Source organism: Pseudomonas sp. 05T35 (assembly GCF_056396605.1).
This window is the reverse complement of sequence record NZ_JBFTLU010000275.1, coordinates 1-11,923: the sequence shown is the minus strand read 5'-3', so window position 1 is coordinate 11,923 and position 11,923 is coordinate 1. Positions and strand designations below refer to the sequence as shown.

Genomic DNA, 11,923 nt, shown 5'->3' with positions numbered 1-11,923 from the left:
TTGAACGACCCCGTGGCGGACAGCACCACCATCAACAGTGCTGTCAGCAGGCTGATCCATGAGGCCAGCTTGATGATCAGGATTTTGTTGTACTTGTCCCCCAGCCATCCCAGCAGAGGCTTGGCTAACACTTCCGCCGCGATGGAACAGGCAATCATGTTGGCGAAATAGAGCGCAGAGCCTGTTTCCTGCAAGGTCCACCAGGCCACCGCCAGTTGATTGCACCGTCCTCCCAGAACCATCAGCAAAAAACTGAATTGCACTTTCAGCAGACGCCGGTCGATGCCGGGAAAGCCCCACGTAATGCCTGAAAAATTTGCACTCATTGACATTCCTTTGATCGGGATAGGGCGACTGCGCAAGCAGGAACGTTCAAGAGTACAGGTCGACGCGGCCCCTGAAACAAACTCAACTTGTTCTAGCGCTGTTCCGCGGCATATCCCATGACCATTGGGTGAATGCAGGGTTGCCAATATCGACGTGATCGACGACTATCCTTCCCGCAGATAGGTATAGGATCAATTCATCGAAGCCCACGCCCGTGAACACGTGGCCAGCCCCGAGCTCAGCGATCAAGAACGCGCCGAAGGCCTTGAAGAGTTGCTGCAAGCCATTCGTCGTTACTCAAATTGAAGGTCATGCAACCCATGAGCAGTACACCTCAGGTTTCACGTTATTCCCACGATCACATGTTCCTGGGGGCCACCCACGATGAGAATGCCAGACGCACGCTGTGGGTCGTCGCGCTGACGTTCGTCATGATGGTTGGCGAGATCATTGCCGGTTACATCACCGGGTCCATGGCGCTGTTGGCGGACGGTTTCCATATGGCAACCCATGTCGGTGCGCTGGGCATTACCGCAATCGCCTACGGGTTTGCCAGACGCAACGCCGGTAATGCGCGCTACAGTTTTGGTACGGGCAAAGTAGGGGATCTGGCGGGCTTCGCCTCGGCCATGGTGCTGGGGCTGGTCTCGATCGTCATTGCTGTAGAGTCCGTCATGCGGTTGTTTCAACCGACTACCGTGGCCTTCACCGAAGCAACGCTGATCGCCGTAGTGGGCCTGGCCGTGAACATCGTCAGCGCGCTTTTACTGGCCGGCAACTCTGCGCATCATGACCATGGTCACGGACATGAGCACCATCACGACAACAATCTGCGTTCGGCTTATGTCCATGTGCTGGCCGATGCGATGACTTCCGTGCTGGCAATTGCTGCGTTGTTGGCCGGTCGCTATCTGGGTTGGGTCTGGCTGGACCCGGTGATGGGTATCGTCGGCGCAATCGTGATCGCCAATTGGGCCTTGGGCTTGATGCGAGACAGCGCCGCGGTGCTGCTGGACACGACCGATGAACACGTCGCCGCCGAAGTTCGTGAGCTGCTTGAGTCGACAGGCGATGTCAGCATCACCGACCTGCATGTCTGGCGCGTAGGCCCGCAGGCCCGAGCGGCGATTGTCAGCGTCGTGACCTCGGCAGCCGTCACGGCCGATGCCATCCGCGAACGGCTGGCCCCGGTCCATGAGCTGTCACACCTGACGGTTGAATATCGCAACGCTTGAGCAATCACCACGCTCATCGCTAAACCTCCTACCGCTCGCGAAACACCGGAATGCGCCCGTTCAGTGACGGGCGGTACTCCCAGGCAAGCTGATCCAGCAAATCGTTGTGCGTCAGGATTTCGCTGAGCGTGGCGCTGGCGATGTTCAAGGCCAGTGCCTGGCCGGGGCACTGGTGGCGGCCGGCGCCGAAGGTGAAGCTGCGGCGGGTTGGGCGGTCGAGGAGCAAGGCGTCCGGGTTGTCATTGAGCTGTGGGTCGCGGTTGGCCGAGGCCAGCAGTACCAGGATGACATCGCCGGGTTTGAGACTCACGCCATCGATTTCACAAGGCGCGCTGACGAAGCGACGGGTGTTCTGCACCGAAGGGTCATGGCGCTGGACTTCCGCCAACAGATCTTTGACCCGCGCCGGGTCACGCTGCATTTCAGCCTTGAGCTTTGGATTGCGGATCAAGGCCAGCACGGCGTTGCCGATCAACCCGGCAGTGGCCTCATAGGTCTGGGAAAGCAGGCCAATCAGGTTGGCGCGCAGGGTGTCGGGGTTTGCCAGGCGTTGACGAATCCCTTCAAGTAGAGGGCTTTGGTGATCCTGTGCGCTGAGGCGTTCTACGAAGTAACCGTTCAACTGTTCCGCCGCCGCATGGGCCGTGTCCAACTGGGCCGGGCTGCTCAGGGGTGACAGGCACGCGACGAAATCAGCCGTCAGTTTACTGAGGGTTCGAGCTTCGGCTGGCGTAAAGCCGAGTAACGCAGCGACCACGCACACCGGGCCCATGAACATGGCCTTGTGCAGTCCGTCAGCAGATGGGCTGATCAACCGGGCGCGCACCAGTGCGCCGACTTCATCGGTGTCGATCACTTCAAGTCCCGGCTGTATGGCCGACCTCGGGCAGCGCTGGCGTTCGCCATCGTTCATTCGCATCAATTGCCCAAACACTTTGCCAGCCGCGCCGTGTGCAATGGCGTTGGGCACCGGTTCGTGGGCCGGCCGGACCTTGCAGTCAGGATGCGCCAGCACGGCGGCAACGGCCTGGGCACTGCTGGCCACCCACAGACTCAGTCCTTGATGAAATGAAAGGCCGCCGTCGGCTCGCAGGCTGGCGTAATAAGGGTAGGGATCGGTATGTGTCGCGGCGATGATCGGGTCCATGAAGCGCTGCCTTATTCGTGGGTGGAAAGTGTTGCTACTATCTCCAGTCGGGCAGGGCGACGATTCGTCAGGGAGCGAAATATGAACGTAGAGCAGCACGACATTGGCGTCTCGCAAGTGGCGGCAGCCATTGCCGAGCCGGCCCGAACGAAAATCCTTTGCTCACTGATGGACGGCCACGCGCGCACCAGTACTGAACTGGCCGTGATCGCCGACGTCAGCGCCTCTACCGCCAGTGCCCACTTGGCGAAACTCAAGGAACTTGCCTTGGTGCGGCTGCATGTTCAGGGGCGGCATCGTTATTACAGCCTGGCGGATCAACGGGTCGCCCAGGCCCTGGAAGCGCTGATGGTGATCGGCCAAAACGCGGCGCCAACCTTTACTCCCCGAACCCCGGATCGCCTGCAATTTGCTCGCACTTGCTACGACCATATGGCCGGCACCTTGGCCGTGCTGCTGCATGACCGGATGCTGGAAGCGGGTTGGTTGGCAATGTCGGAGCAGGGTGATCAGCAGCACACGCTGAGTGAAACCGGTGAGCGGTTTTTCGAARGGCTGGGCATCGACGTGAAGTCCTTGAGCAGTCTGCGTCGACGTTTTGCCTGCCCTTGTCTCGACTGGAGCATGCGTCGCCCGCATCTCGGCGGCTCACTGGGCGCGGCGTTGCTGCAAACGGCGATCAAGCGCAAATGGCTGATACAGGATCTGGACAGTCGGGCGCTGGCGTTGACGGCGACCGGGCGTAAAGAGATCACAGCCAGATTCGCGATTGAACTGCCGGCACTGACGAAGGTGAACCTGCGGGGTGCCACTGAGTCGGGCAGTCGCTCGGTTGTCAGTCCTTCGCCGTAACCGGCCGGTATTCGCTATCGGCTGGCCGAGGCCATCAGCACGCCGAAGCTGGCGAACGTAACGCCTGACACCTTCGCCGCCAGCCAGGAACCTTTTTGGCTCGACAGCCAGCCTTTGGCCGCATTGGCGAGCAGGGCATAGCTGCTGTGGATCAGGATCACCAGCACGCTGTAGGAGCTGACCAGGGTAAAAAACTGGCGGTAGTAGTGCGTCGAGGTGTCGATGAACTGCGGGAACACCGCGAGAAAGAAGAACACCGCTTTTGGGTTCAACAGCTGCAGCGATGCCGCTTCGACGAAGCGATACCCAGGACCCGACGAGTTCACTTCACGCTCAGGGATGAAACGATCAGTGCGCCAGCTTTTGTAACCCAGGTACAGGAGGTACGCGGCACCGGCATATTTCAGCACGGTGAACGCGCTCGCGGAGGTCGCGAGTATCAGGCCCACGCTGGTCGCGCTGATCCCGGCGACGACAAACGCCCCGAGGGCGATGCCCAGGATACCCGGCAGCGCGCCGGTCCAGCCATGGCGCAGGGAATTGGTCAGCGTGAGCACCACGCCGGGCCCGGGACTCAGAATGGTCAGGGCGGCGAACAGTAAAAACAATCCGTAGCTATTCATCTCTCACTCCATCAGGTGGCATCGGCTGCATGCCCGCAGATTGGCGTGACGATGAAGGTGTGACAAACGCTTTAATTGCACGGCATATGTGACTAAATTAGACGCATGATTAATCAACTCCCTCCCCTGAATGCGGTTCGCGCTTTCGCGGCCGCCGCTCGTCATCAGAGCTTCAGCCTCGCGGCCGAGGAACTGCATGTCAGCCACAGTGCCGTCAGCCGTCACATCAAACGGCTTGAGGAACATCTGGGCGTGCTGCTGTTCGAACGGCGCATCCGGCAATCGGTGCTGACCCCGGCGGGACAGAGCTTCTATGAACAGGTCAGCGCGGGCCTGTCACAGATTGCCAACGCCGCCGCAGCGCTCAAGCAACACGCCTCGCTGCGTACCGTAAAGATCAACGTCCGTCCGACCTTTGCCCAGCGCTGGCTGAGACCCAGGCTGGCGGAGTTCATGGCGCTGCACCCGGAGATCAAACCCGAGGTGGTCACGTCCACGCTGGCGCCCGATCATGCACGAGACGGGTTCGACGTCGTTATTCGACGGGGTCGCGACGGCTGGGCGCCGGACATTTATGCTCAGGTACTGTTTGAAGACGAATTGCTGCTGGTCGCGGCGCCTGCGCTGATCAAGCGTCTGCCGCTCGACGACTTGGTCGGCCTGAGCCGACACACCTTACTGACCGCCAAGACCCGCCGTGAGGACTGGCACAACTGGGCCCTGCTGTTCGGCGAAACGCAGTCAGCGACTCAGATGACGTTGCAGTTCGATCACATGCAGCCGGTGCTTCAGGCTGCCGTGGAGGGACAGGGCATAGCCTTGTGTCCGGCCTCATTGCTGGGCGATGACCTGTCGGGCGGCCGTCTGATTTGCCCATTGCCCGAACTGCGCATGCCGTTGCCGCGTTACTACTACGGTGTTGCGCCGGATGTGACAGAGCAAACCCAGGTGTTTCTGGAATGGCTGTTTGCCCGGCTCGACGTAGATGCCGGCCAATAAAAAAGCCCACCCACCGCGTGAGCGATGGGTGGGCTTTTCAGTGCCGCAAGCGCTGGATCAGACCTTGACGATCCAGCCTTCTGGCGCTTCGATGTCGCCGGTCTGCACACCGGTCAGCTCTTTGTAGAGCTTCTGGGTGACCGGGCCGACTTCGGTTTCGCTGTGGAACACGTGCAGTTTGCCGTTGTACTCGATGCCGCCGATCGGCGTGATCACCGCAGCAGTACCGCAGGCGCCGGCTTCCTTGAAGTCGCTGATCTTGTCGATGAACACGTCGCCTTCAACGACTTCCATACCCAGACGCGATTTTGCCAGCTCGATCAACGACAGACGGGTGATACCCGGCAATACCGAAGGGGATTTCGGCGTGACGAATTTGTTGTCCTGGGTGATACCAAAGAAGTTGGCCGAGCCGACTTCTTCGATCTTCGTGTGGGTCATCGGGTCCAGGTAGATGCAGTCGGCGAAGTGCGCCTTCTTGGCCTGGGAGCCAGGCATCAGGCTGGCGGCGTAGTTGCCACCGACCTTGGCAGCGCCGGTGCCTTGTGGCGCGGCGCGGTCGTAGCTGGAGATCAGGAAGTTGTGCGGGGTCAGGCCGCCTTTGAAATAGGCGCCGACCGGGATGCAGAAGATCGAGAAGATGAACTCGGGAGCGGTACGCACGCCGATGTTGTCACCCACGCCGATCACGAACGGACGCAGGTACAGCGCGCCGCCAGTGCCGTACGGCGGAATGAAACGCTCGTTGGCACGCACCACGGCCTTGCAGGCCTCGACAAATTGTTCGGTGTCGACCTGTGGCATCAGCAGGCGAGCGCAGCTGCGCTGCATGCGTGCGGCGTTCTGGTCCGGGCGGAACAGGTTGATCGAACCATCCTTGCAGCGGTAGGCCTTCAGGCCTTCGAAGCATTGCTGGCCATAGTGAAGGGCAGTGGAACCTTCGCTGATGTGCAGCACGTTATCTTCGGTCAGGGTGCCTTTGTCCCAGGCGCCATCGCGCCAGTGCGACAGATAGCGCTTGTCTGTCTTGATGTAGTCAAAACCCAGCTTGTCCCAATTGATGCTTTCGTTACCCATGACACCCTCTATCACTTAACAATCGCCTGAATGGTTCAAGGCTTCTGACGTTTTTCTGGATGGGGACAACAATACTTCATTCCGGGCCTAAATCGCAGCCTGGAATGCGATATCCCCGTAGCAATAACGCGGTTGCAGATTTTGCGACGGCTTTGCCGCCGAACGCAGCCTCGCGGAGCTCGGCAGCTGCTACGAGGGGTGCGGCAGTTTTTTACAGATGCAACGCGTGCCCCAAGGCGCGCAACGCCGCTTCCTGCACCGCTTCACCCAACGTCGGGTGGGCGTGGATGGTGCCGGCGATGTCTTCCAGGCGTGCGCCCATTTCCAGGGACTGGCCGAATGCCGTCGACAACTCGGACACCCCGACACCCACCGCTTGCCAGCCGACAATCAGATGATTGTCACGTCGCGCGACCACCCGTACGAAGCCGCTTTTCGATTCCAGGGTCATCGCCCGGCCGTTGGCAGCGAACGGGAAGCTCGACACGATGCAATCCAGACCTGCGGMCTTGGCCTCGTCCGGGGTTTTACCGACTACCACCAGTTCCGGGTCGGTAAAGCACACGGCAGCGATGGCGGTGGGGTTGAACTCGCGGTGTTTGCCCGAGATCAACTCGGCGACCATTTCACCCTGCGCCATGGCGCGGTGGGCGAGCATCGGCTCGCCGCTCAGGTCGCCGATGGCCCAGACGTTGCGCATGCTGGTCGCGCAGCGGTTGTCGATCTTGATCGCCGAGCCGTTCATGTCCAGGTTCAACGCTTCAAGGTTCCAGCCCTGGGTGTTGGGTTTACGCCCAACCGCCACCAGCACCTGATCGGTGGCCAGGCTCAGGGTTTCACCATTCGGGTCGCGCACTTGCAAGGTATTGGCTTGTAAATCAAAGCCTTCGACGCTGTGCTTCAAGTAAAGCTTCACGCCGAGTTGCTTGAGCGCTTCGTTGACCGGCTGGGTCAGTTCGGCATCGTAGGCTGGCAGAATCCGATCCTGCGCCTCGACCACGCTCACTTCAGCGCCGAGCTTGCGGTAGGCAATGCCCAGCTCAAGCCCGATGTAGCCGCCACCGACCACGATCAGCCGTTTTGGTACGCTTTTCGGCGCCAGTGCTTCGGTGGAAGAGATGATCGGCCCGCCAATTGGCAGCATCGGCAGGTTGACGCTTTTCGAACCGGTGGCCAGCAGCAGGTGCTCGCACTGGATACGGGTGTCGCCGACTTCGACGGTTTTACCGTCGATGACCTTGGCCCAGCCTTGAATGACCTGGACCTTGTGCTTTTTCAGCAGCGCCGCGACGCCGGTGGTCAGGCGGTCAACGATGCCGTCCTTCCACTCGACGCTTTTGCCGATGTCCAGGGTCGGCGCCGAGACGTTGATTCCGAGGGCCGAATGCTGGCTGTGGTGCTGAGTCTGATGGAACTGCTCGGCCACATGAATCAGCGCTTTCGACGGTATGCAGCCAATGTTCAGGCAGGTGCCGCCGAGCGCCTGGCCTTCGACCAGAATGGTGCTGATGCCCAGCTGGCCCGCGCGGATCGCCGCCACATAACCGCCAGGGCCGCCGCCGATAATCAGCAGCGTGGTGTTCAGAGTCTGTTGCATGCCTTGCTACTCCACGAACAGGGTTGCGGGTTGTTCGAGCAAGCCACGAATGGCCTGGATGAATTGCGCCGCGTCCATGCCATCGACCACCCGGTGATCGAAGGAGCTGGAGAGGTTCATCATCTTGCGGATCACGATCTGGCCTTTGATCACCATCGGCCGCTCGACGATCTTGTTGACGCCGACGATCGCCACTTCGGGCAGGTTCAGCACCGGGGTGCTGACGATGCCGCCCAAGGCGCCGAGGCTGGTCAGGGTGATGGTCGAGCCGGACAGTTCATCGCGGCTGGCTTTGCCATTGCGCGCAGCCGTGGCCAGACGGGAGATTTCCGCAGCGCTGTCCCACAAGCTACGAGCCTCGGCGTGACGCACCACCGGCACCATCAAGCCAATGTCGCTTTGGGTTGCGACGCCGACATGCACCGCACCGAGGCGGGTGATGACCTGGGCTTCGTCGTCATAACGGGCGTTGATCTGCGGGAAGTCGCGCAGGGCGACGACCATGGCGCGGACCAGGAACGGTAGCAACGTCAGCTTGCCGCGAGTTGCGCCGTGCTTTTCATTCAGATGCGCACGCAGTTCTTCCACTGCCGTCACGTCGATTTCTTCGACGTAGCTGAAGTGTGCGGCACGCTGAGTCGCATCCTGCATCCGCTGGGCGATCTTGCGACGCATGCCGATCACCGGGATCTGCTGTTCGTCGTTGCGTTCGGCGTATGCGGCCACAGTGCTCGATGCGTTCGACTGACCTTGTGCCAGATAGGCCTCGAGGTCTTCGTGCAGAATCCGTCCGGCAGGGCCGGTGCCACGGACCAGACGCAATTGAATGCCGGCATCCAGCGCGTGTTTGCGCACGGCCGGGGAGGCCAGTGGACGTTCATCGGCTTCGCGAGCGATCATCGGGCCTTGCGGCGCAATTGGGCGAGCCGGGACGGCAGGTTTGCTTTCAACCACGGCTTCGACTTTCGGTGCGGCAACCGCTGCAGGCTTCGGTGCTTGTGCAACCGGCGCTGGCTGAGACGACGCTTTGACGTTGCCTTCACCTTCGACTTCAATGCTGATCAACACACTGCCGACCGCCATGACTTCGCCCGGCTGACCGCCGAGGGCGATCACCTTGCCATGCACCGGGGACGGAATGTCGACCATCGCCTTGTCGGTCATCACATCAGCCAGTACCTGATCTTCGACGACCATGTCGCCAACTTTGACGTGCCACACCGACAGCTCAACTTCTGCAATGCCTTCGCCAATGTCCGGCATTTTAATAACGTGCGTGCCCATTCAGACCTCCATGACCCGTTTCAACGCCGCGCCCACACGGGACGGACCARGGAAATACGCCCACTCTTGCGCATGCGGGTAGGGAGTATCCCAACCGGTCACACGCTCGATTGGCGCTTCCAGGTGGTGGAAGCAATGTTCCTGAACCAGCGCAACCAGTTCGGCGCCAAAGCCGCAGGTGCGGGTGGCCTCGTGGACGACCACGCAGCGGCCGGTTTTCTTCACCGATTTGACGATGGTTTCCAGGTCCAGCGGCCACAGGCTGCGCAGGTCAATGACTTCGGCGTCGATACCGGTCTCTTCAGCGGCCACTTGCGAGACGTACACGGTGGTGCCGTAAGTCAGGATGGTCACGTCCTTGCCTGGACGGGTGATGGCGGCGAGGTCCAGCGGAACGGTGTAGTAGCCGTCCGGCACTTGCGCGGCCGGGTGTTTCGACCACGGGGTTACCGGGCGGTCGTGATGGCCGTCGAACGGGCCGTTGTACAGGCGTTTTGGCTCCAGGAAGATCACCGGGTCATCGTTCTCGATGGAGGCGATCAACAGGCCTTTGGCGTCGTAGGGGTTGGACGGCATCACTGTGCGCAAGCCGCAGACCTGAGTGAACATCGCTTCGATGCTCTGGCTGTGGGTCTGGCCGCCGTAGATGCCACCGCCGCACGGCATGCGCAGGGTCATCGGGGCGGTGAACTCGCCGGCCGAGCGATAGCGCAGGCGTGCGGCTTCGGAAATGATCTGGTCCGAGGCCGGGTAGACGTAATCGGCAAACTGGATCTCGGCCACCGGCCGCAAACCGTAGGCGCCCATGCCAACCGCAACGCCGACGATGCCGCTTTCGGAGATCGGTGCATCGAATACCCGCGAGGTGCCGTATTTGCTCTGCAGGCCTTCGGTGCAACGGAACACGCCGCCGAAGTAGCCGACGTCCTGGCCGAACACCACGACGTTGTCGTCACGTTCGAGCATCACGTCCATGGCCGAGCGCAAGGCCTGGATCATGGTCATGGTGGTTGTGGTCATGGCGGTTTCCAACTGAATATTATTGTTGTGATCGTTCATGTCAGATCCCCAACTCTTGACGCTGGCGCTTCAAGTGCTCCGGCATCTCTTTATAGACGTCTTCGAACATGGTCGCAGCGCTTGGAATCTGGCCACCGGCCAGGGTGCCGTACTGTTCGGCTTCTTTTTGCGCGGCGATGACTTCGGCTTCGAGTTCGGCGCCGAGGGCGGCGTGTTCCTCTTCGGACCACTGGCCGATACGGATCAGATGCTGCTTGAGGCGCGCAATCGGGTCGCCCAACGGGAAGTGACTCCAGTCGTCGGCGGGGCGGTATTTGGAGGGATCATCGGACGTCGAGTGCGGGCCGGCGCGGTAGGTGACCCATTCGATCATGGTCGGGCCGAGGTTGCGGCGGGCGCGTTCGGCAGCCCAGGCAGAGGCGGCGTACACCGCGACAAAATCGTTGCCATCGACCCGCAGGGAGGCGATGCCGCAGCCGACGCCGCGACCGGCGAAGGTGGTGGCTTCACCACCGGCAATCGCCTGGAACGTCGAGATCGCCCACTGGTTGTTGACCACGTTGAGAATCACTGGCGCACGATAAACGTGAGCAAAGGTGAGGGCGGTGTGAAAGTCGGATTCGGCGGTGGCGCCGTCGCCGATCCAGGCCGAGGCGATTTTGGTGTCGCCCTTGATCGCCGACGCCATGCCCCAGCCCACGCCTTGCACGAACTGGGTGGCGAGGTTGCCGGAGATGGTGAAGAAGCCGGCGTCTTTAACGGAGTACATGATTGGCAACTGACGGCCCTTGAGCGGATCGCGCTCGTTGGACAGCAGTTGGCAGATCAGGTCCACCAGCGGCACTTCGCGAGCCATCAGAATGCTTTGCTGACGGTAGGTGGGGAAGCACATGTCGTCGATGTTCAGGGCCAGGGCCTGGGCGCTGCCGATGGCTTCTTCGCCAAGGCTCTGCATGTAGAACGACATCTTTTTCTGACGTTGGGCGACCACCATGCGGTTGTCGAAAATCCGCGTCTTGAGCATGGCGCGCATGCCTTTACGCAGAATCTCCACGGGCACGCCTTCTGCCCACGGACCGAGGGCATTGCCCTGATCGTCGAGCACGCGAATCAGGCCCTTGGCCAGGTCGGCGGTGTCGGCAGGTTCTACGTCGATTGGGGGTTTGCGCACCGTACCGGCATCGGTCAGGCGCAGGTAGGAGAAGTCGGTTTTGCAGCCGGGGCGGCCCGAGGGTTCGGGAACGTGCAGGCGCAGGGGTTCGTACGCTTGATTCATGGCTTTCTACGCTCGATCTTGTGAATTTTTTGTAGTGAGCTGACCGTCATCCTTCGGGTGGAAGAAATCTTGTCCTACAACAATCATAGGCCGGGGCAAGAAGAATATTTATCTCTGTTTCGTTGCGCTCAAGGTCATTTGAGGATAAAAAATCTGCATAAACATAAAAAACAGGTTGTTTTGTCTCATGCGCAAACTGGACCGTACCGACATCGGCATTCTCAACAGCCTTCAGGAGAACGCCCGCATCACCAACGCCGACCTCGCACGCTCGGTGAACCTGTCACCGACACCGTGCTTCAATCGGGTCAAGGCCATGGAAGAATTAGGGCTGATTCGCGAGCAGGTCACGCTGCTGGATGCCGACCTGCTGGGGCTGCACGTCAACGTGTTCATTCACGTCAGCCTGGAGAAGCAGGTGGAAGAGGCGCTGGCGCAATTCGAGGCCGCCATCGCCAACCGTCCGGAGGTGATGGAGTGTTACCT

Annotated in this window: 11 protein-coding genes and 2 pseudogenes; 5 read left to right on the top strand and 8 right to left on the bottom strand. The window is 60.7% G+C overall.

The window, feature by feature from the left end:
• A pseudogene (locus AC1DH9_RS19785) lies at positions 1-326 on the bottom strand (MFS transporter); the annotation flags it as partial.
• 190 nt (positions 327-516) lie between these two features.
• On the opposite strand from AC1DH9_RS19785, the pseudogene AC1DH9_RS19780 reads away from it, so the two are divergent.
• Both AC1DH9_RS19780 and dmeF read left to right on the top strand, forming a co-directional pair.
• Positions 517-633, top strand: a pseudogene (locus AC1DH9_RS19780) (metal-sensitive transcriptional regulator); the annotation flags it as partial.
• A gap of 14 nt (positions 634-647) precedes the next feature.
• Positions 648-1,562: a CDF family Co(II)/Ni(II) efflux transporter DmeF gene (gene dmeF / locus AC1DH9_RS19775; protein ID WP_427539256.1), complete on the top strand. Its 915-nt coding sequence runs from the start codon at positions 648-650 to the stop codon at positions 1,560-1,562.
• A 28-nt stretch (positions 1,563-1,590) separates the two neighbouring features.
• Here dmeF and AC1DH9_RS19770 read toward each other — a convergent pair whose 3' ends face one another.
• Complete coding sequence (locus AC1DH9_RS19770) at positions 1,591-2,709, bottom strand: cytochrome P450 (RefSeq protein ID WP_427539259.1); 1,119 nt, start codon at positions 2,707-2,709, stop codon at positions 1,591-1,593.
• Positions 2,710-2,790: 81 nt separating this feature from the next.
• Between AC1DH9_RS19770 and AC1DH9_RS19765 the strand changes: the two genes are divergently transcribed.
• Positions 2,791-3,561 carry an ArsR/SmtB family transcription factor gene (locus AC1DH9_RS19765; RefSeq protein ID WP_477808632.1) on the top strand — a complete coding sequence of 257 codons (771 nt, stop codon included), beginning with the start codon at positions 2,791-2,793 and terminating at the stop codon, positions 3,559-3,561.
• A 14-nt stretch (positions 3,562-3,575) separates the two neighbouring features.
• Here the strand turns inward: AC1DH9_RS19765 and AC1DH9_RS19760 are convergent, their stop codons facing one another.
• Entirely contained in the window at positions 3,576-4,184 is a 609-nt protein-coding gene (locus AC1DH9_RS19760; protein WP_054597668.1) for a LysE family translocator, read from the bottom strand.
• Positions 4,185-4,289: 105 nt separating this feature from the next.
• Here AC1DH9_RS19760 and AC1DH9_RS19755 point away from each other — a divergent pair, with 105 nt between their 5' ends.
• Positions 4,290-5,183: a LysR substrate-binding domain-containing protein gene (locus AC1DH9_RS19755; RefSeq protein WP_427539266.1), complete on the top strand. Its 894-nt coding sequence runs from the start codon at positions 4,290-4,292 to the stop codon at positions 5,181-5,183.
• A 57-nt stretch (positions 5,184-5,240) separates the two neighbouring features.
• Here the strand turns inward: AC1DH9_RS19755 and AC1DH9_RS19750 are convergent, their stop codons facing one another.
• From AC1DH9_RS19750 to AC1DH9_RS19730, 5 genes are all read right to left on the bottom strand, one after another.
• Positions 5,241-6,260, bottom strand: coding sequence for a branched-chain amino acid aminotransferase (locus AC1DH9_RS19750; protein ID WP_427528068.1), 1,020 nt, complete (start codon positions 6,258-6,260; stop codon positions 5,241-5,243).
• Between the two features lie 211 nt (positions 6,261-6,471).
• Positions 6,472-7,857 carry a dihydrolipoyl dehydrogenase gene (lpdA, locus tag AC1DH9_RS19745; protein ID WP_477808631.1) on the bottom strand — a complete coding sequence of 462 codons (1,386 nt, stop codon included), beginning with the start codon at positions 7,855-7,857 and terminating at the stop codon, positions 6,472-6,474.
• Between the two features lie 6 nt (positions 7,858-7,863).
• Complete coding sequence (locus AC1DH9_RS19740; RefSeq protein ID WP_427539272.1) at positions 7,864-9,141, bottom strand: dihydrolipoamide acetyltransferase family protein; 1,278 nt, start codon at positions 9,139-9,141, stop codon at positions 7,864-7,866.
• Positions 9,142-10,200, bottom strand: a complete 1,059-nt coding sequence (locus AC1DH9_RS19735; protein WP_477808630.1) for an alpha-ketoacid dehydrogenase subunit beta — start codon at positions 10,198-10,200, stop codon at positions 9,142-9,144.
• Position 10,201: 1 nt separating this feature from the next.
• Positions 10,202-11,437 (bottom strand): 3-methyl-2-oxobutanoate dehydrogenase (2-methylpropanoyl-transferring) subunit alpha, encoded by a 1,236-nt coding sequence (locus tag AC1DH9_RS19730; protein WP_427539275.1) that lies wholly within the window; start codon positions 11,435-11,437, stop codon positions 10,202-10,204.
• 187 nt (positions 11,438-11,624) lie between these two features.
• Between AC1DH9_RS19730 and AC1DH9_RS19725 the strand changes: the two genes are divergently transcribed.
• Positions 11,625-11,923: Lrp/AsnC family transcriptional regulator (locus AC1DH9_RS19725; RefSeq protein ID WP_477808629.1), on the top strand; the 299-nt coding region annotated here is incomplete at its 3' end.

What these genes read in the sequence shown, in the direction of transcription:
- dmeF (WP_427539256.1), top strand. Translation starts at nt 648, where the DNA reads ATGAGCAGTACACCTCAGGTTTCACGTTATTCCCACGATCACATGTTC.
- AC1DH9_RS19770 (WP_427539259.1), bottom strand. Translation starts at nt 2,709, where the DNA reads ATGGACCCGATCATCGCCGCGACACATACCGATCCCTACCCTTATTAC.
- AC1DH9_RS19760 (WP_054597668.1), bottom strand. Translation starts at nt 4,184, where the DNA reads ATGAATAGCTACGGATTGTTTTTACTGTTCGCCGCCCTGACCATTCTG.
- AC1DH9_RS19755 (WP_427539266.1), top strand. Translation starts at nt 4,290, where the DNA reads ATGATTAATCAACTCCCTCCCCTGAATGCGGTTCGCGCTTTCGCGGCC.
- AC1DH9_RS19750 (WP_427528068.1), bottom strand. Translation starts at nt 6,260, where the DNA reads ATGGGTAACGAAAGCATCAATTGGGACAAGCTGGGTTTTGACTACATC.
- AC1DH9_RS19740 (WP_427539272.1), bottom strand. Translation starts at nt 9,141, where the DNA reads ATGGGCACGCACGTTATTAAAATGCCGGACATTGGCGAAGGCATTGCA.
- AC1DH9_RS19730 (WP_427539275.1), bottom strand. Translation starts at nt 11,437, where the DNA reads ATGAATCAAGCGTACGAACCCCTGCGCCTGCACGTTCCCGAACCCTCG.